Raw genomic sequence first — 16,654 nt, forward strand, 5'->3', positions numbered from 1 at the left:
AACAGCCGAACCGTGTGGGAGCGGCGGTGCGACGATTCGAGTTGCTCGCGAAGGGGCCCGAACCTTCCACATGTCAGCCCACTGACACGCCGCTGCAAGTACGGCCTTAGAATGGCCCGACAACACCTATAACAACAACGAGAGTGACCCGATGATGCACGCGCAACTATTGAGTCAGCGCAGCAGAATATTCGACCACGCCGACCCTTACGCGGTGTCGGGTTACGTCAATCAGCATGTTGGCAACCATTGCATCCTGATGCCCAGGGTCGGCCGCCCACTGGCCAGCCTCGATCATCGCAAATTCGCCAGCCTGGACCTGTGCCGCATCAGCTACGGCGCCAGCGTGCGGGTGACCTCCGGTGCGCTGGAAAGTATCTACCATCTGCAAGTATTGCTGCGTGGCAACTGCCTGTGGCGCGGTCACGGTCAGGAGCATTACTTCGCGCCGGGTGAATTGCTGCTGATCAACCCCGACGATCCGGTGGACCTGACGTACTCCGACGATTGCGAAAAATTCATCCTCAAAGTGCCCACCCGGCTGTTTGAATCGGTGTGCGAGGAGCAACGCTGGCGCTATCCGGGGCAGGGCGTGCGGTTTCTTGAAAACCGTTATCAGCTCGATGAACTAGAAGGTTTCGTCGGCCTGCTGGCGATGATTTGCCAGGAAGCCGAAGCCACCGAGCAGATCCCCCGGGTGCAGGAGCACTACGCGCAGATCATCGTCAGCAAGATGCTCAGCCTGATGAAAACCAACGTCATCCGCAGCAGCCTTGGCTCGTCGTCGGCGACGTTCGAGGTGATTGCCGATTACATCGCGCGCAACCTCAAGCAAGACATCGACAGTGAAGAACTGGCGCGCCAGGCGAGTATGAGCCTGCGTTCGTTGTACGGCTTGTTCGAGCGCAACGCCGGCACCTCGCCGAAAAACTACATCCGGCAGAAGAAACTCGAACGCATCAACCTGTGCCTGAGCGACCCGACCTGTAACGTGCGCAACGTCACGGAAGTGGCCATGGATTACGGCTTCCTGCACCTGGGCCGGTTCTCCGACAACTACCGCAAGCAGTTCGGCGAATTGCCTTCCGACACCCTCAAACGCCGCGACTGACTCACCATAAATCCCCTCGCCACAAGGCAGCTACAGGGAAGTGGGCTGTTTGCAGTAAACGGATACACGTCTGCACCCATTGGATAGTCCGCCCCATCCCCCCGTCCTAGCATGGCCCTGCCTGAATAAAAACAATGGAGGCGGCGGCCATGTCCCTGCGACCCGAATACCTTCACTCCCTGCTTGAAGACGACAAAAAACAGGGCATCTACCGCTGCAAGCGCGAGATGTTCACTGACCCACGGCTGTTCGACCTGGAGATGAAACACATCTTCGAAGGCAACTGGCTGTACCTGGCGCACGAAAGTCAAATCCCCAATATCAACGATTTCTACACCACCACCATGGGGCGTCAGTCGATCTTCATCGCGCGCAATAAGGAAGGTGTGCTCAACGCTTTCATCAACGCCTGCAGCCATCGCGGCGCGACGCTGTGCCGGCACAAGACCGGCAACAAAAGCTCCTACACCTGCCCGTTCCACGGCTGGACCTTCAACAACTCCGGCAAGCTGCTCAAGGTCAAAGACCCTGCGGCTGCGGGTTACCCGGCGAGCTTCAACTGTGAAGGCTCCCACGACCTGACCAAAGTTGCGCGTTTCGAATCCTATCGCGGCTTCCTGTTCGGCAGCCTGAAGGCTGATGTGGTGCCGCTGGTCGAGCACCTGGGCGAGTCGGCGAAGATCATCGACATGATCGTCGACCAGTCCGCCGATGGCCTCGAAGTGCTGCGCGGCTCATCCAGCTACATCTACGAAGGCAACTGGAAGCTCACCGCGGAAAACGGCGCTGACGGTTACCACGTCAGCTCCGTGCACTGGAACTACGCTGCCACCCAAAACCAGCGAAAACAGCGTGAATCCGGCGATAGCAACCCGACGATGAGCGCCGGGACCTGGGCCAAACAGGGTGGTGGTTTCTACTCGTTCGACAAGGGCCACATGCTGCTCTGGACCCGCTGGTCAAACCCCGAGGATCGTCCGCTCTACGAGCGCCGCGACGAACTGTCCCGAGACTTCGGCCAGGCCCGCGCCGACTGGATGATCGAGAACTCGCGCAACCTGTGCCTGTACCCGAACGTGTACCTGATGGATCAGTTCAGTTCGCAGATCCGCATCGCCCGGCCGATCTCGGTCGACCGCACGGAAATCACCATTTATTGCATCGCCCCCAAAGGCGAAAGCGACCACGCCCGTTCGAGCCGGATTCGTCAGTACGAAGACTTCTTCAACGTCAGCGGCATGGCCACCCCGGACGATCTGGAAGAGTTTCGCTCCTGCCAGACCAGCTATCAGGGCAGCGTCACGACGTGGAATGACATGTCCCGCGGTGCCGAGCACTGGGTCGAAGGCGCCGATGAGGCGGCCAAGGAAATTGACCTGCATCCACTGCTAAGCGGCGTGCGCACCGAAGACGAAGGCCTGTTCGTGCTGCAACACAAGTATTGGCAGTACACCATGCTCAAGGCGTTGGCCGCCGAACAGTCCGAATTGATCGCTGTGGAGGCCGTGCAATGAGCATCACCTATGACGCCGTGCGCGATTTTCTCTACCGCGAAGCACGCTACCTCGACGACAAGCAATGGGATGACTGGCTGGAACTGTACGCCGCCGATGCCTCGTTCTGGATGCCGTCCTGGGACGACAACGACGAGTTGACCGAGGACCCGCAGCGCGAAATCTCGCTGATCTGGTACGGCAACCGCACAGGCCTGGAAGACCGTATCTTCCGCATCAAGACCGAGCGTTCCAGTGCGAGCATTCCGGACACGCGGACTTCGCACAACATCAGCAACATCGAGTTGCTTGAGCAGGCCGATGGTCTGTGCAAGGTGCGCTTCAACTGGCACACCCTGAGCTTTCGCTACAAGACCGTCGACAGCTATTTCGGCAGCAGTTTCTACACCCTTGATGTGCGCGGCGAAAACCCGCTGATCAAGGCCAAGAAAGTGATCCTGAAGAACGATTACGTTCGCCAGGTCATCGATGTCTACCACCTCTGAGGCGGCCGTCATGACTCATTCCATTGCATTCAATTTCGAAGACGGCGTCACTCGGTTCATTGACGCCAATGTGGGCGAAACCGTGGCCGATGCCGCGTATCGCCAAGGCATCAACATTCCGCTGGATTGCCGCGACGGCGCCTGCGGCACCTGCAAGTGTTTCGCCGAGGCCGGTCGTTATGACTTGGGCGAGGAATACATCGAAGACGCGCTCACGGCGGACGAAGCCGAACAGGGTTTTGTCCTGACCTGCCAGATGCGCGCCCAGAGCGATTGCGTGGTGCGGGTGCCGACCTCATCGCAAGTCTGCCGTACGCAGCAGGCCAGTTACGACGCCACCATCAACGCCGTGCGGCAGCTGTCCGACAGCACCATTGCGCTGTCGATCAAGGGCGAGGCGCTGAGCAAACTGGCGTTCCTGCCAGGCCAGTATGTGAACCTCGCAATTCCCGGCAGCGAGCAGACCCGCGCTTATTCCTTCAGCTCGCTGCAGCGTGACGGCGAGGTCAGTTTCCTGATCCGCAACGTTCCCGGCGGCTTGATGAGCAGCTTCCTCACCGGCATGGCCAAGGCCGGCGACAGCATGAGCCTGGCCGGGCCGTTGGGCAGTTTTTACCTGCGCGACATCCGCCGGCCGTTGTTGCTGCTGGCCGGCGGTACGGGTCTGGCGCCGTTCACCGCGATGCTGGAAAAAATCGCCGAGCAGGGCAGTGAGCATCCGCTGCATTTGATCTACGGCGTGACCAACGATTTCGATTTGGTGGAACTGGACCGGCTCGAAGCGTTGGCCGCGCGAATCCCGAATTTCAGCTTCAGTGCCTGCGTCGCCAACCCCGACAGCCAGCACCCGCTCAAGGGCTACGTGACCCAGCACATCGAGCCACGGCATTTGAACGATGGCGACGTCGACGTCTACCTGTGCGGCCCGCCGCCGATGGTCGAAGCGGTCAGTCAGTTCATCCGCGAACAAGGCGTCGCGCCGACGAACTTCTACTACGAGAAATTCGCCGCCAGCGCGGCTTGAGCATTTGTCAGCAGTGACTCACGTTTCCTGTAGGAGCCAGGCTTGCCGGCGAAGGCGTCCTTGAGTGCGCCTTCGCCGGCAAGCTTGGCTCCTACGAAAAGCGACTCACCGCGAAAACAATATTCGCCACGAGGTAGGTATGAACAGATTCACAGACAAAGTCGCGCTGATCACTGGCGCGGCGCAAGGCATCGGTCGGCGGGTGGCGGAGCGTATGGCCGCCGAGGGTGCGCGGTTGATTCTGGTCGATCGCTCGGATTTGGTGTTCGAGGTGCAGCAACAATTGGGGCAGGGCAGCCAGGTGCTCGCGCTGACCGCCGACCTTGAGCAATACAGCGAATGCAGCCGCGTGATGCGCGCTGCCGTCGAGCGCTTTGGGCGTCTGGATGTGCTGGTCAACAACGTGGGCGGTACGATCTGGGCCAAGCCTTTCGAGCACTACGAAGAGCAGCAGATTGAAGCCGAAGTCCGTCGTTCGCTGTTTCCGACGCTATGGTGCTGCCATGCCGCGCTGCCGTACATGCTTGAACAAGGCAGCGGCGCTATCGTCAACGTCTCGTCCATCGCCACTCGCAGCATCAATCGCGTGCCGTACGGCGCCGCGAAGGGCGGCGTCAATGCGCTGACCGCTTGTCTGGCGTTTGAAACCGCCGGTCGCGGGGTTCGGGTCAATGCCACCGCACCCGGTGGTACCGAAGCACCGCCGCGGGTCATCCCGCGTAACAGCACAGAGCAAAGCGCCGAAGAAAAGGTCTGGTACCAACAAATTGTCGACCAGACGCTCGACAGCAGTTTGATGAAACGCTACGGCACGCTGGATGAGCAGGCAGGCGCTATTCTGTTTCTGGCCAGCGACGAAGCGTCGTACATCACCGGCATGATCATGCCGGTGGGCGGCGGCGACCAGGGCTGACGCGACTCATTAAAAACAACCTGCAAACATATGAGCGACAAACCCACGATTGTGCTGGTCCATGGTTTTTGGGGCGGTGCCGCCCACTGGAACAAAGTCATCGCCGAACTGTTGACCAAGGGCTACACGAAGATCCGCGCGGTCGAGATACCGCTGACGTCACTGGCCGACGATGCCGAGCGCACGCGCAAGATGGTCGCTCAGGTGCCGGGGCAGGTATTGCGGGTGGGCATTCCTATGGCGGCGCGGTGATCACCGAGGCCGACGATCAACCGAATGTCGTGGGGCTGGTGTACATCGCCGCATTCGCCCCGGACGCCAGTGAAAGTCCCGGCCGCATCACTCAGCGGCATCCTCCCGTGGCGGCGGCCAACCTGGCATCCGACAGCGATGTATTTGTGGGTCAAACCTGAGCTCTACCACGAAAGTTTCTGTCAGGATCTGCCCGCGACCGAAGGCTTGGTCATGGGCCTCACCCAGAAAGCGCCCCTGGCCAGTACTTTCGGTGACACCATTAAAATGGTGGCGTGGAAGACCAAGCCGTCGTGGTATCAGGTGTCCAGCGATGACCGCATGATCGCGCCGCAATATCAGCAATGGATGGCCGGGCGACTGAACGCCAGGGAAGTACTGACCTTGAACGCCAGCCATGCTTCGCTGGCCTCGATGCCGGCCGAGATTGCGGCGTTTATCGACAAGGCCGCGACCGCGTTAGCCTAGACACCATTACAGGCGGCGCTGAAAGGTCCTGACAATCTTGAGCGTGGCGTCGCTTGTGTTCAGGTTCTGGACCGCGTCCAGCGGATACCGCATGCAATCGAAAATTTCATTTTGTGGCCAAGCCTCGTCCGAGTTGAGCACCGAAGCCGCTGTTTCAAGGGTTGGAGTAAGGGGGGCGACAGAAAGTGCAAAGGAATGTCGAAACCTGGCGCGACGTCTGGTCGGCACTTGAGCAAAGGTCGGGTGTAAGGTAGCCAAGTCAATCGTGGCTTATCACTGCCGAAAAGGAGGTGAATATGAGCGTTCCGATGCTTAACAAAATGCACATGAACGGTTATGACGTACTCAGCGTAAACAACGGCCCTTGGCGGGTTTGCACCAAAGGCGACCGGCTCGGTGCCTTTGCCAGCAGAGAGGAAGCACTGGCCTACGCGGCTGCGCTGCCTGGCTACAAAGCGGGTCGATCGACTCGAAGTCGGAAATCAGAATGAGCGTGAGCTTGAAGCCCTGGAATGCCGGGGCTTTTTTTGTCGTAAAACCACGGCCAGGAGGATTCTAAGCGCGACATTCGGGTGATAGGGTGCCCGCTTTCAATCCAAGGATGAACTCATGTTGAAAGTCGCTGGACTGCGCTGGCAGTGTGGTCTGCTCTTTGTTTTGCTGGCGTAAGTCAGGCTCAAACCCAGGCGCCAGGCGAAATCCACACTAATCAAATGGTCTGCGATGTTTTCCGTACATTGGCCGGATCGATCATGCAGTCTCGGCAGAATGGCGAATCGAAAGAAAGTTTGCTGGCGGGGAAGTCGGGTAATCCTGATCACGACGCGTTAGGTGAAATGCTGATCAACGAAGCGTACAACCAGCCCGTCCTCGATTCTTCAGAACTCAAGAGCAAGGCAATCAATACGTTCGCGGATAAATGGCGGAACACCTGTAATAAGCCAGTTTCCAGCTAGCCCGGTACGCCAACCAGGTTAATAACCTCCACCGCTCGCACTGCGAGAGGGCTCCCTGGCTTTCTGTTGCGCGTGGCTCCATTGCGCGCAGTTCATGAAGCTTTTGTGTTCGACTTTGCCCCTGTCATCGAAGCTGATGCTGTACGGCTTCTGTTGCCCGGTCTGTGTCAGCTTGTAGTCAAAGCAACTGCCAGGCACCACCGTGCGCTCCGTTATGGATAAAGGCTGACCGCTAATCTGCTGAACCTGATCCTTGCTCATGCCGGTCTCGACTTTGCGACCAGCGGCTGGTCGCGATAAACGTGCGAATCAGTGCTGCAGCCACCCGTCGCCGCCAGCACGACGACCAGCGCGAATAGAGGCTTGTTCATGACATCGCTCCCGTTAGTGAGCTTTCGTCCGACTGATGACCTTGGCTTTCACTTCTTCGGCATAGCCCGCCAGTCGCTGTTCATCGCCTTGAAACAGGTCGCACAATTTCAGGGCAGCTTGCGCATCCACATCATTACCGGCCTGGCGTAGTTGCTCTGCGATGCGCAAGAGTTCCACTGCCGACCACCTCAAGTCCGACGCAACGCCTTGCAGGTCACGTCGAAGTTCATTTTCATCTTCGTTAAGCCACATGATGACCTCCTGCAAATACCCCTCAACAAAGCGTAGTCCCGATTAGCGGGCGGGGCGTTTGTTCAACGGAGGCTCAATGGATGGAAGGTACGCCGCTTGTCGGGAGGATAAGCCCGAACGAACCGGCGTGATGTCGTACTGAGGTGGCGAATTTTCGCTAGGGCGAGGCAACTTCAATGACCAGTACTGATGATTTCAGATTCCATGCGAAAGAGCTGATTGTTGATCTGAACGCAGCAACCACGGAGATGATGAATCTGATTTCGGCTCATCAGTTAAACGGTCCGGAGTGGGAGCGGGTCAATCAATGGCAGCATGAAGCCCATAAACGATGGATGAGGTATTTGAATGCAGACCACGGTGATCACAAACCAACCCCCTGAAGGGTGATTCAATAGATGGATGTCTGGACCGCTACGCGCTACATTTCCCGTTTTTCAGGATAAGGAAGCGTCATGCGGATGTTGATTGGGGGAGTAGCGATGGCGATGCTGGCAGGTTGTTCGTTGCCGGCATCCCTGGTTCCAGGTGAGCCTAACGTCAGCAAGTACAGTAACAAGACGCCCAAAGAATACGCCGCGTGTCTGTTGCCGCTATGGCAGCAGGAAGTCTCCAGAACGACTCAGACCGCGATTTCCAATGGCTACCGGATCAACGCGCCAAGCATCATTACGGCTGACGAGATTCTGGACATCGTGAAATACAAGGACGGCAGTCGGGTTTCGCTGTATCAAGGGCCGCCGTGGGCCAAGTCGGACGCAATGCGTAAAGCGGTTCGCAGCTGCTTGTAAAACTCACTTCGTGTGAACTTCGTATGTAAGCGCCGTATGTCGGAACCGAGGAACGCTTGTTCGCTGGAAAACTTCCAAGTGAAACTGTTCTTGGGAGTTTGGCGATGAATGATGATCAAAAAAAAGAAGCACTGGCTGCCTGGTACAGGCTCCTCAACGAGCCTGAAATTCGCATGGATTGTGAAGAACAGTACGACGAGTTGCTTAAGGCGGCTGATGAGATGGAGCGTACCGGGCTGATCAACGACGTGGAATGGCGCAAGTTGGTGCAGGAAGCCGGCATTGCCTTTTCAAAAGCGATAGAGGGCGTTGGCGGCGGCACCTAGGTTGACCGCACGCCGGCATTTACGGTAACTCCTCCCAACTAACCTGTATCAAGCCAAATTCCTGCGCATGGCTACGCAGCGCATCGAAATTTTGTTGATCGTGATTGTCTCCATACGAAAGCCCGATCCCCGAATGGAGGCAGGCGTAGTACCAAGCGTCTGCCTCAGTCATGTGGGAGTCGGGTTGAATAAAAATATGCCGAGTCTTGTTGAAGCCATATGTGATTTGAAAATATCGAGGGCGGGTCATCCGAATCTCCAGGTGCTGCCACTACGACATTGATGGCGTAGTGCCAGTTCCCTCTGTTTTCGGACTTTTATCAGCTTCAGCAAAACGCGACGTTTTTCATTCAGTCGTCATGCGCGCGCTCATGGCGCGTTCACGCAGGGGGGCTCAGCAAGCATGATTGGAGGCATTCAGTATTGAGCTGCGAGCACTCTTTTTCGGCTTCTACTCGTGTCGGGTAGGTCGTTGGGAGCCTTCGCTTTTCTTCATTGTCGTAGAGGTTGAACCCTATGGGGGCGGTTTTGCAGTAGAAGCGCGTTCCGTTGCGCGTTGATCCCGTTTCCGTGGGAATTGCAGGGACGACAACGAATCTTGAAATCATCTTCGCGTACTCCTTCCGAATTCACCTTAATGGGTAGCGGCTACTGGCCACCACCGCAAAGGGCGCGCTTGAAGTATCTGATGAACAGGCGGGGTTTGCCAAAAAAGGTGCTGGTGGACGCCGTCAGGAAGTTGGTCGGCGTCGCTCGTTGCCAGAAGGGTTGCCAGTGTCTAACAGCCTCCTTTCTACCAGGACATTCTGAAGTGCCTGGCGGTTTTCAGCGTCCAGCTGGTGCTCTCTCTCCTTGAGTTCCATCAGGATAGGGTTGGAGTAGGTGCGATAGATTTTCTCGGCTTTAAAAATGGATGTCATCTATCCTCCTGATCAGGCGCCCGCGACAGAATCCGCGCCATTCGATTCGGTAGAAACCCTAGTCGAGGAAATGGATTTACGCCAATAAATTGCACTGCAATGGTGCGCCTGTTTACGCGTGGCGGTTCACCAGAAGTCGACGTTCCCGAACCTGCCCTACAGGTGAACGGTGGCATCAAACTTCGACCCGGCCGTACGTGGGGTAGCCACCGGGTCGTGCAGCAACGATTAGCCTCGGTCCAGTAATGTGCGGCTGATAAAACGTGATCCCACTTCATTCAAGTGCGAATCATCCAGGTACAACAGTTGGCCCTTGCTAATCGGGCTGCACACGCCTGTCGGACATATCACCTGATTGGGATCGATAAAGTGCACCTGCGGGTACTTCTCGCGAATATCAGCCTAATAGGGCGCCTTGGGGGTTTGGGTAACCGAGCAATCGTGGTCGGTACCGAACCATCAAGTGGCGGATCGGGCAACTTGCGGCTTTTTCGATGTGCTGATTCCTCAAGATGACGATGACCTCTTCGCTGTGCGCCACCACCCGCTTGATACTCGCCTCGACCATGTCTTTGGCAATCGCGTCCCTGGAACAGATCGCCGCCAGCACCACATAGCGGTAATGGTTCTGCTCGATCAGGCTGAACGCCCGCTCGTTGCGTTGTGCACAATGGGCGGCATAGACCGCGGACATGTCGACGGTGTACCCGAGGATCGGCGGGGACGAGTCCATGGTGTAGTCCATGATCCGAGAGGTTGTTGGGTTTGGCCAGAAGATCGACCATGCCGGTGAAGTGATTGGCAAACGAATCGCCGATCATGATGCCGTCCAGCCCTTCTTTTTGACCCCCAGACGACACGCGTCATTAGGTGCAGTGCCGTGGAGAGCATTGGTGACTTGGTGCCCCCTGCGAATCTCGCTCGGCTTTTGCAGGGTCATCGCTTCGAGTTGCGCAACATCAGGGCTGAAACGTTGCGCAAACCCATTGAATTGCAGGTTCAGCACCGCCAACGCGGCCAGGCCCAATTCCGAAACGGCGAATCGACGGGCGAAGACCCGGGAAAAGTGCGACGTCGCCCCGTTGCGATCACAGTGGCCAGCAATACCGTCACCAAGGCAGGAACAATGCGATTGATGCGCCGCTGATAAAAACCCTTCAGCGAAAAAGCGTTGCGCTTGACCTCGGAATAAACCTGGAAGGTGATCAAAAAGCCCGAGATGACAAATAAGATGTCAACGCCAACGAACCCTCCTGGCAGCAGGCTGGCGTTGAGGTGATGCAAAAGTACCGCGATAACCGCCACAGCCCCAGCCCATCGATGTCCGAACGGTACTTGCCCTGTGCCATGTGCCTGACCATCCCTAACGCTGTTGCTATCTGTCGGACGTCCGAGCCATGACGACCACTGTCAAGATTTGGACACAACCCACCTCACCTATCATTTGTAGTTGGAAATTTGACGGTGAGCAAAATTGAAATGCGAAATAATTGCGCGGATTCAGGGCGCTCTTCCTGGACGAGTTGATTCTGTTGAGATTCGATAGTTTGGATATCAAGCCTCGGCTGTCGGTAGAACTTGATTGATATCAACCGTAATCATCGGAGTGCCCTGTACGCTGGGGGAAAGCGATGTTCGTGACATCCGCTGTGTGTGAATCGTGTTCATCGGAACCAAGATTGAGAACCCCATGCTCTATCCGCTGTTTCTGACATTGCATCTGTTTGCCGCGCTGATTTTTATCGGCACGGTTTTCTTCGAAGTCCTGTTCCTTGAAAGTATCCGCAAACAATTGCCCGTCAAGGTCATGCTGCTGGTTGAGCAGGGTATCGGTCGACGCGCGCGCACCCTGATTCCATGTGTTTTGCTGGTGCTGTTCGGTGCCGGGTCGGGGATGGTCTGGTTGCGCTATTTGCCGGCCCTTGCCACACCAATGGCCTCTTCGTTCGGCACATTACTGATGTTGAAGATCGTGGTCGCGGTCAGCGTGCTGATGCACTTCCTGGTCGCCATGTACCTGTTCAAAACTGACCGGATGAGTGCTCGGTATCTGCATTTCATCCACGGCAGCCTGTTCTGCCACATGGTCGTCATCGTACTGCTGGCCAAGGGCATGTTTTACCTGACGTGGTGACCTGGCTTGACCGGTGGACTGTTGCACAACCAGCACTTTGCCCGCGCTTGATACAAATCAAGGTGCATTAGTCGCCAGACCCCGACACGGTTAGTCCGCAGCCAGTCTCGGAGACCCGTCATGCTCAATTTTTTTCCCCACCCCAGCGAGCTGAACATCCGGTGCGATCAAGGTGTGTTCGATCCCAACTACCCTGTTGGCACTCAGAAATTCCATGACGGTATCGGCTCGCTTGATTTGTTTCGTGCCTTACGTGTCAGCCGCCAGAAGTGCCGTCCACTGTCGCTGAGCGTGCAACTGCCTTCTAACCTGAGGACTGCCTTGTGTTCACCTCGCGATATTTCATGCGAGTACAGGGGTGTCGAACACTATCTTCAGCGTCTGCAGCATGAGATTGACCTCGTCGGTTGTCATTTGGGGACCGGGCAGCGGGTCGAGCAGTTTCATTTGGGGGGCGGAACACCCGCAATCGCCCACCTCAGACGGCTGATGAGTCATCTTCGTGGCCGATTCAACTTTCTCGGACATGAGTGCGGTGATTACAGCATTGAAGTTGACCTTCACCACACCGACTGGTCGACCATGGGCGTGCTGCGAGATCTGGGATTCAACCACTTGAGCATCGGCGTTCCCGACATCGGTGCCGACAGTGAGATGTCGGTGGACTGATATCCGTGCGATCGCCATTGATATGGTCGACACGTTCTGGCATCTCCTGGCCCATAAAGAGAAAGGCCAAGCGGTGCAGGCTCCGGTACTTCTTGTCGACCATCACGACCAAGTAGCCATTTGTGGCCTTGGTTGCCGCGACCGATCCCGCCTTCGCGCTGCCTTGGTCAATCCGCCAGGTGAATAACCCGCTGCCAGGGTCGTAGCTCAGCAGTTCTTCGAGGTAGTCCTGATTTCCGAGCATGCGGGTCCTATGCCGGGACATGCCCGGGAGGTAAGGGATTAGGTGTAGTGCTTCAGTATGGAACGGTGCGCACCGTGAAACTTTGCTCAACAGAGACCGGAGCACTGCCGCATGAAACGACTGACCGAGTGGATAAACCTGATCGCTGCTGTGATTCGCCTGATCTACGTGATCATCCGTACGGGCTGGGTGTGATCTGGCGAAGAATGCGCTTGCCGATCCAGCGAACGACGGTGACAGCCTTGCTGTTCCCGATCGCCTTGTAGCGCGGGCCGTCCGGACACTCGTTGGCAGGCTTGCCACGCCACGGGATCAGCGAGTAGTCGTCGGGTTGGCCTTGGAGGCGTTCGCACTCACGAGGAATCAATCGGCGAACACTGCTCGTCGAGATCAGGGCCTCGCTGCCGCCGCCGCCGGCGTCACCCGAGGATGATCGAAGACTGGGCAGCCCAGGGCTGTATTCGCTAATTCCGCGAAGAACAGAAACAATAGGCTGGCCACGGCCGGTGCCGTCCTCGCTGCCGTCGAAGCCGTCAGCCTTAAGCGTATGGGTAATGTCGCCAGTGATGCACACCGCGACCTGGCCGCCTGCGTTCGCATGGCTTCCGGAGTGGTTCATTGCATGCAATGTTGGCGCGACTGTTCCAGCGTCCGCACCGTGATCTTTGCAGGAGAATGCAAGGATGGCGTTCTCCATCCCGTTGTTCCGTCCAAGGGTGTGTGCTTGGTCGATCCGGACGTCAGGGTCTTGCGTGCCGTGCACCACGAGCAAGCCTGATTCAGCATCCTGCTGAGTGGCGCTGCCGGCTGCCTTGCCGTTGGCCTGAAGTGTCCCGGCTACGATAAAGGCTTCGGAATCGGCGCGATGACTGCTCTGGGCCTGGGCTCGAAGTGCGGGTGCAGTGATAGGGATATCGTCGAGCGAGTACCCTCCGGACTTACGCCCGCCGCCAGCGAGTGTCGGCGCGACGAAGAACGTCTCGCTTTCCATGTCGAGCCGGCTGTCTTTGGCGGTCAACGTCGCCGAGCGCTCGACCGATCCTTCTAGGCTGTGGCCACCGAACGCCGGTATCCCGCCGAACATTAATACTGCTGGCCCTTCATCACCCTCACAGTTCATGCAGCCGTACGGTCCGAGCTCCTCTCCGAAGACTTCTCCGCACCCGCACCCGCACCCGCACTGGAGCGCAGGACCGAAAGGAGCTGTTCCGGTAACGTGTTGCCCCTCGCCTCGGCGCGGCGCAGTATCCCGGCGCACGCCTTCTCGCTCAAAAAGTACCTCGGTGGGATCGAATCCGTTTCGAGCACTTGCGACAACGAACACACGGCGGCGTCGTTGGGCCAGGCCGTAATATTGGGCGTCCAGGATCCGCCATGCGATTGTTCTTTTGGGTCCATACACACAACCAGCGTCCGGCCACCTTTTCCCTGAAGGCTGCAGCTCGCAGTCTTCCCCAGCAAGCGCGCCAAGAAAGCATCCGAAGGCGTTCCCTTTGTCGCTGAGGACGCCGGGGACGTTTTCCCAGACGATGACACAGGGGGGGCTTTCTACTGCCGGCTCGAACATAGTCAGTTGCATCTGCGAGCGCCACGTATTTGATGGTGAGGGCGCCGCGCGGGTCGAGTAGACCCTGGCGCATGCCGGTGACGCTGAATGCTTGGCAAGGTGTGCCGCCGACCAGCACGTCCGGTGCGTCGATCTTGCCGGCCAAGACCAGGGCGCCGAGTTTGGTCATGTCGCCGAGGTTCGGCGTGTTCGGGCAGTGGTGAGCCAGCACCGCGCTGGGGAAGGCTTCGATCTCGGCGAACCAAGTGGCGCGCATGCCCAGCGTGTGCCATGCCTGGGTTGCGGCTTCTATGCCGCTGCACACGCTTCCATAGGTAATGGGCATGATGGCTCCTCGCCGGTATAGTCCAGAGAATTTTATGGAGGGATTCAAATGCAGATTTTGGATTGGTTTGAACAACGTAGGGCGCTGAAGCAGATCCGTAAGGTAGAAAAGGAAAATGACAAAATTCTCCCCTTACAGGCGGGAGATGACTGGGAGCGATATGACTTAGAGTCAGAAAGGATTTTTGAAATGCGTCAGTCGGTGCTAACTCGATATCTGACCATAAAGGCAGCTGACTTGCATGTTCCGCTTCCCGATCGACGCAACAAGTCTTTCTGGAGAAACGCGGAAATAGATGACGATCCGCCACGGCCAAGATACCTGACTGAACAAGGTGTCGCCGAAGCCAGAAAGGTGATTCGGGAAGAGCAGAAGGCTAGGAGAGATGCTATCGCCTTTTGGATTCCAGTATTTTTCGGCGCGGCTGGTATGGTCATTGGGATAGCAGCGGCCTTAAATAAAAGCTAGTCACCGCAAAAACACTCAATGGCCTCGTCTTGGTCGGCGAACATGTCGAACTGGGTGTCTGAGTAATCGAGCATTTGCTGGTAGCTGGGTCGGTCGCTTCGGAAGCGTGCGCCGTCACCGGTGAACTTGCCTCCGGATACCACCGAGCTTTCCATGCGTGCCCACCACTCGGCCTTGGGTCGGTCGCTGGCGATGATCGAATAGACCTGCTTGGCGCCCTTCAGAAAGCAGAGGTCACAGTTGCCTTCCAGCGTGCGGCCATTGATCGTTGGCAACTTCAGGTCGAATGGTTGGCTGGACCAGAATTCACTGACGTCCTGCACTCCGACCCCGGCATCAGCCAGCGGCATCAACATCGTGGCCCACTTGCTTTCGCTGGTGCTCTTCCTGTGCCGAATCTTCACGACGCGGCGCGGCTCGTCGGCGCGGATGCCAGTCATCATGTCCACCGGCGCCTCCTAAGTCGAAAGGCCAAGGCTGCGAAGGTACTTGTGAATGATCCGAATCTTCAGGTCGATGGTGCAGAACCTGGTCACCGGGTTGGGCAAGTACTTCCGCTTGCGAATTAGCGCTTCGAACGGCTCGCCCTGGCGACTGGCACTTGCGAAGTCGACAACCTCAAACCCGGCCTCGTTATCGCGGAACTCAAGCCAAACGATCGGCACCGCCCAGCGCTCGGCGCACTCCCTAACAAAGTCCAGAGTGGCAGGGTGTTCTTTACCGGTGTTGGCGAAGGCGACTACCAAATCGCTCTGGTCATCGTTGTTGTCCAGCACTTGGCGCAGCATGTAGGCGCTGGTGCGACCGCCGGAAAAGCTGACGACAGTCGTCCCGGACAATTTGTAGGGAGACATAAGAAATCCTCGCCAGAGTAGCGTGTGAGTCCGAAATGGGATAAAAATCGGATTGGCTATATCGCCGCAGGATTGAGAGAGTGCTAATGGGATGTTGGGGAGCTGTTGTGGGTGGATCGGGTGGGTTCACTGTCACTGAATGGAAAGTACTGAGACCAGATGGAACCTACACCGTCGCAGAGTGGATTGTTCATGGACCAGGTCTCCCTGAAGCAGGCATGTCATGCCCTAGTCTGGCTGCTGCCAATGCTCTTGCATTGGAGTTTCATCAGGTCTATCCGTACCCCGAAACGCTATCTACTGGACTTACTGAAGTTGTTGCGCCGGAGCCGGTTACAGCAATATCTGAAGAACATAGCTCCGGGCCTCAGTGACCTCAGGCTTGCCGCCGCCCTCCGTGACCGGATGCGACAAGGTCTGATGCGGGGCGCGATAGGCGTGTAAGATCGCCGCCATTAACGAAGTCGCGCAATGGCGATTTCTAACGAGCACGGACTAACAGCCAGAACGAAAGAAAAATTCTTCAGCGGTTTGGCAATCGCATCGAGCCTAGTAACGCTATGTGGAGCTCCTGCTACTTTTGGAGTACCAGTTTTTAACCATATCGATCTAGGAGCATTGTTGATGGCTATTACAGCGGCATTTGGATGGGGCGGGGCGGCGCTGGGAGCGTACGATTTTCCAAATTGCGAAGGGTTTTACGAGTAGCGCTGGAGGGTGTCCCTGATTTTGTGTAAACGGGATTTCTATTAAACCGTTAACAGCCGATCTTCAAACTGGATACTGAAGCGATTCAAAGCCGCTTTCCAGTCCCGGATCGGCATTGTCCACTTTTTGCTGATGTTGTTCAGCGCCAGATAAAACAGCTTCATCACCGCCTCGTCGGTCGGAAATGACGCACGCGTTTTGATCACTTTACGCAGGCTCATGTTGATCGATTCGATGGCATTGGTGGTGTAGATCACCTTGCGAATTTCGGCTGGATAGTCAAAAAACGGAATCACCCGAG

At 57.1% G+C, this 16,654-nt stretch carries 21 protein-coding genes and 5 pseudogenes; 15 read left to right on the forward strand and 11 right to left on the reverse strand.

Features of this window, described 5'->3' with window-relative positions; translation table 11 throughout:
• Nucleotides 1-151: 151 nt before the first annotated feature.
• The 7 genes from EYC95_RS10190 to EYC95_RS31020 all read left to right on the forward strand — a co-directional run bounded on the left by EYC95_RS10190 (nucleotide 152) and on the right by EYC95_RS31020 (nucleotide 5,767).
• On the forward strand, nucleotides 152-1,111 hold the full coding sequence (locus EYC95_RS10190; protein WP_131060238.1) for an AraC family transcriptional regulator: 960 nt from the start codon (nucleotides 152-154) through the stop codon (nucleotides 1,109-1,111).
• 149 nt (nucleotides 1,112-1,260) lie between these two features.
• Nucleotides 1,261-2,625 carry a benzoate 1,2-dioxygenase large subunit gene (gene benA, locus EYC95_RS10195; protein WP_131060239.1) on the forward strand — a complete coding sequence of 455 codons (1,365 nt, stop codon included), beginning with the start codon at nucleotides 1,261-1,263 and terminating at the stop codon, nucleotides 2,623-2,625.
• The gene (benB, locus tag EYC95_RS10200) at nucleotides 2,622-3,110 is read left to right on the forward strand and encodes a benzoate 1,2-dioxygenase small subunit (protein WP_131060240.1); all 489 of its coding nucleotides are present in this window, start codon (nucleotides 2,622-2,624) and stop codon (nucleotides 3,108-3,110) included. The genes benA and benB overlap by 4 nt, the downstream gene beginning before the upstream one ends.
• Nucleotides 3,111-3,120: 10 nt before the next feature.
• Complete coding sequence (benC, locus tag EYC95_RS10205) at nucleotides 3,121-4,134, forward strand: benzoate 1,2-dioxygenase electron transfer component BenC (protein ID WP_131060241.1); 1,014 nt, start codon at nucleotides 3,121-3,123, stop codon at nucleotides 4,132-4,134.
• A 139-nt stretch (nucleotides 4,135-4,273) separates the two neighbouring features.
• Complete coding sequence (locus tag EYC95_RS10210; protein ID WP_131060242.1) at nucleotides 4,274-5,047, forward strand: 1,6-dihydroxycyclohexa-2,4-diene-1-carboxylate dehydrogenase; 774 nt, start codon at nucleotides 4,274-4,276, stop codon at nucleotides 5,045-5,047.
• Between the two features lie 68 nt (nucleotides 5,048-5,115).
• The gene (locus tag EYC95_RS31015) at nucleotides 5,116-5,460 is read left to right on the forward strand and encodes an alpha/beta fold hydrolase (protein ID WP_371928415.1); all 345 of its coding nucleotides are present in this window, start codon (nucleotides 5,116-5,118) and stop codon (nucleotides 5,458-5,460) included.
• On the forward strand, nucleotides 5,438-5,767 hold the full coding sequence (locus tag EYC95_RS31020) for an alpha/beta hydrolase (RefSeq protein WP_371928416.1): 330 nt from the start codon (nucleotides 5,438-5,440) through the stop codon (nucleotides 5,765-5,767). The genes EYC95_RS31015 and EYC95_RS31020 overlap by 23 nt, the downstream gene beginning before the upstream one ends.
• A gap of 6 nt (nucleotides 5,768-5,773) precedes the next feature.
• Here the strand turns inward: EYC95_RS31020 and EYC95_RS30560 are convergent.
• Nucleotides 5,774-5,914 (reverse strand): annotated as a pseudogene (locus EYC95_RS30560) (NUDIX hydrolase); the annotation flags it as partial.
• A 149-nt stretch (nucleotides 5,915-6,063) separates the two neighbouring features.
• On the opposite strand from EYC95_RS30560, the gene EYC95_RS10225 reads away from it, so the two are divergent.
• Complete coding sequence (locus EYC95_RS10225) at nucleotides 6,064-6,258, forward strand: DUF2188 domain-containing protein (protein WP_131060243.1); 195 nt, start codon at nucleotides 6,064-6,066, stop codon at nucleotides 6,256-6,258.
• A gap of 147 nt (nucleotides 6,259-6,405) precedes the next feature.
• Nucleotides 6,406-6,723: a hypothetical protein gene (locus tag EYC95_RS10230; RefSeq protein WP_131060244.1), complete on the forward strand. Its 318-nt coding sequence runs from the start codon at nucleotides 6,406-6,408 to the stop codon at nucleotides 6,721-6,723.
• Nucleotides 6,724-6,741: 18 nt separating this feature from the next.
• On the opposite strand, the pseudogene osmE reads toward EYC95_RS10230, so the two are convergent.
• Nucleotides 6,742-7,094 (reverse strand): annotated as a pseudogene (gene osmE / locus EYC95_RS10235) (osmotically-inducible lipoprotein OsmE).
• A 13-nt stretch (nucleotides 7,095-7,107) separates the two neighbouring features.
• Nucleotides 7,108-7,347 carry a hypothetical protein gene (locus EYC95_RS10240; RefSeq protein ID WP_131060245.1) on the reverse strand — a complete coding sequence of 80 codons (240 nt, stop codon included), beginning with the start codon at nucleotides 7,345-7,347 and terminating at the stop codon, nucleotides 7,108-7,110.
• A 176-nt stretch (nucleotides 7,348-7,523) separates the two neighbouring features.
• Between EYC95_RS10240 and EYC95_RS10245 the strand changes: the two genes are divergently transcribed.
• From EYC95_RS10245 to EYC95_RS10255, 3 genes are all read left to right on the forward strand, one after another.
• Nucleotides 7,524-7,730, forward strand: a complete 207-nt coding sequence (locus EYC95_RS10245) for a hypothetical protein (protein ID WP_131060246.1) — start codon at nucleotides 7,524-7,526, stop codon at nucleotides 7,728-7,730.
• A 72-nt stretch (nucleotides 7,731-7,802) separates the two neighbouring features.
• Complete coding sequence (locus EYC95_RS10250) at nucleotides 7,803-8,138, forward strand: hypothetical protein (protein ID WP_131060247.1); 336 nt, start codon at nucleotides 7,803-7,805, stop codon at nucleotides 8,136-8,138.
• A 104-nt stretch (nucleotides 8,139-8,242) separates the two neighbouring features.
• On the forward strand, nucleotides 8,243-8,464 hold the full coding sequence (locus tag EYC95_RS10255) for a hypothetical protein (RefSeq protein WP_131060248.1): 222 nt from the start codon (nucleotides 8,243-8,245) through the stop codon (nucleotides 8,462-8,464).
• A 19-nt stretch (nucleotides 8,465-8,483) separates the two neighbouring features.
• Here the strand turns inward: EYC95_RS10255 and EYC95_RS31025 are convergent, their stop codons facing one another.
• The 5 genes from EYC95_RS31025 to EYC95_RS30575 form a co-directional block, all read right to left on the reverse strand.
• Entirely contained in the window at nucleotides 8,484-8,714 is a 231-nt protein-coding gene (locus tag EYC95_RS31025) for a DUF6555 family protein (protein WP_131060249.1), read from the reverse strand.
• A 481-nt stretch (nucleotides 8,715-9,195) separates the two neighbouring features.
• The gene (locus EYC95_RS10270; protein WP_131060251.1) at nucleotides 9,196-9,384 is read right to left on the reverse strand and encodes a hypothetical protein; all 189 of its coding nucleotides are present in this window, start codon (nucleotides 9,382-9,384) and stop codon (nucleotides 9,196-9,198) included.
• 228 nt (nucleotides 9,385-9,612) lie between these two features.
• The gene (locus EYC95_RS30565; protein ID WP_305955861.1) at nucleotides 9,613-9,759 is read right to left on the reverse strand and encodes an SGNH hydrolase domain-containing protein; all 147 of its coding nucleotides are present in this window, start codon (nucleotides 9,757-9,759) and stop codon (nucleotides 9,613-9,615) included.
• A 22-nt stretch (nucleotides 9,760-9,781) separates the two neighbouring features.
• Nucleotides 9,782-10,117, reverse strand: coding sequence for a hypothetical protein (locus tag EYC95_RS30570; RefSeq protein WP_256656932.1), 336 nt, complete (start codon nucleotides 10,115-10,117; stop codon nucleotides 9,782-9,784).
• A gap of 266 nt (nucleotides 10,118-10,383) precedes the next feature.
• Nucleotides 10,384-10,689, reverse strand: coding sequence for an acyltransferase (locus tag EYC95_RS30575; RefSeq protein WP_256656933.1), 306 nt, complete (start codon nucleotides 10,687-10,689; stop codon nucleotides 10,384-10,386).
• Between the two features lie 385 nt (nucleotides 10,690-11,074).
• Between EYC95_RS30575 and EYC95_RS10280 the strand changes: the two genes are divergently transcribed.
• Together EYC95_RS10280 and EYC95_RS10285 are read left to right on the forward strand one after the other, a co-directional pair.
• Nucleotides 11,075-11,518, forward strand: a complete 444-nt coding sequence (locus EYC95_RS10280) for a CopD family copper resistance protein (RefSeq protein WP_131060252.1) — start codon at nucleotides 11,075-11,077, stop codon at nucleotides 11,516-11,518.
• A 120-nt stretch (nucleotides 11,519-11,638) separates the two neighbouring features.
• Nucleotides 11,639-12,181: pseudogene (locus tag EYC95_RS10285) on the forward strand (coproporphyrinogen III oxidase); the annotation flags it as partial.
• A gap of 422 nt (nucleotides 12,182-12,603) precedes the next feature.
• On the opposite strand, the pseudogene EYC95_RS10290 reads toward EYC95_RS10285, so the two are convergent.
• Nucleotides 12,604-14,323: pseudogene (locus EYC95_RS10290) on the reverse strand (DNA cytosine methyltransferase).
• Nucleotides 14,324-14,371: 48 nt separating this feature from the next.
• Here EYC95_RS10290 and EYC95_RS10295 point away from each other — a divergent pair.
• On the forward strand, nucleotides 14,372-14,791 hold the full coding sequence (locus EYC95_RS10295; RefSeq protein ID WP_131060253.1) for a hypothetical protein: 420 nt from the start codon (nucleotides 14,372-14,374) through the stop codon (nucleotides 14,789-14,791).
• On the opposite strand, the pseudogene EYC95_RS10300 reads toward EYC95_RS10295, so the two are convergent.
• Both EYC95_RS10300 and EYC95_RS10305 read right to left on the reverse strand, forming a co-directional pair.
• Nucleotides 14,788-15,645: pseudogene (locus EYC95_RS10300) on the reverse strand (phosphoadenosine phosphosulfate reductase family protein). The gene EYC95_RS10295 and the pseudogene EYC95_RS10300 overlap by 4 nt on opposite strands.
• 749 nt (nucleotides 15,646-16,394) lie before the next feature.
• On the reverse strand, nucleotides 16,395-16,654 hold a 260-nt coding region (locus EYC95_RS10305), incomplete at its 5' end, for a transposase (protein WP_131060254.1).

The organism is Pseudomonas sp. BGI-2 (genome assembly GCF_004310295.1).
Classification (GTDB): Bacteria; Pseudomonadota; Gammaproteobacteria; order Pseudomonadales; family Pseudomonadaceae; genus Aquipseudomonas.

Coding starts and splice junctions, on each gene's coding strand:
- EYC95_RS10270 (WP_131060251.1), bottom strand. CDS start 9,384: ATGACATCCATTTTTAAAGCCGAGAAAATCTATCGCACCTACTCCAAC.
- EYC95_RS10190 (WP_131060238.1), top strand. CDS start 152: ATGATGCACGCGCAACTATTGAGTCAGCGCAGCAGAATATTCGACCAC.
- EYC95_RS10255 (WP_131060248.1), top strand. CDS start 8,243: ATGAATGATGATCAAAAAAAAGAAGCACTGGCTGCCTGGTACAGGCTC.
- EYC95_RS30570 (WP_256656932.1), bottom strand. CDS start 10,117: ATGGACTCGTCCCCGCCGATCCTCGGGTACACCGTCGACATGTCCGCG.
- benA (WP_131060239.1), top strand. CDS start 1,261: ATGTCCCTGCGACCCGAATACCTTCACTCCCTGCTTGAAGACGACAAA.
- EYC95_RS10225 (WP_131060243.1), top strand. CDS start 6,064: ATGAGCGTTCCGATGCTTAACAAAATGCACATGAACGGTTATGACGTA.
- EYC95_RS10295 (WP_131060253.1), top strand. CDS start 14,372: ATGCAGATTTTGGATTGGTTTGAACAACGTAGGGCGCTGAAGCAGATC.
- EYC95_RS10250 (WP_131060247.1), top strand. CDS start 7,803: ATGCGGATGTTGATTGGGGGAGTAGCGATGGCGATGCTGGCAGGTTGT.
- EYC95_RS10240 (WP_131060245.1), bottom strand. CDS start 7,347: ATGTGGCTTAACGAAGATGAAAATGAACTTCGACGTGACCTGCAAGGC.
- EYC95_RS31025 (WP_131060249.1), bottom strand. CDS start 8,714: ATGACCCGCCCTCGATATTTTCAAATCACATATGGCTTCAACAAGACT.
- EYC95_RS10245 (WP_131060246.1), top strand. CDS start 7,524: ATGACCAGTACTGATGATTTCAGATTCCATGCGAAAGAGCTGATTGTT.
- EYC95_RS10210 (WP_131060242.1), top strand. CDS start 4,274: ATGAACAGATTCACAGACAAAGTCGCGCTGATCACTGGCGCGGCGCAA.
- benC (WP_131060241.1), top strand. CDS start 3,121: ATGACTCATTCCATTGCATTCAATTTCGAAGACGGCGTCACTCGGTTC.
- EYC95_RS10280 (WP_131060252.1), top strand. CDS start 11,075: ATGCTCTATCCGCTGTTTCTGACATTGCATCTGTTTGCCGCGCTGATT.
- benB (WP_131060240.1), top strand. CDS start 2,622: ATGAGCATCACCTATGACGCCGTGCGCGATTTTCTCTACCGCGAAGCA.
- EYC95_RS31020 (WP_371928416.1), top strand. CDS start 5,438: ATGTATTTGTGGGTCAAACCTGAGCTCTACCACGAAAGTTTCTGTCAG.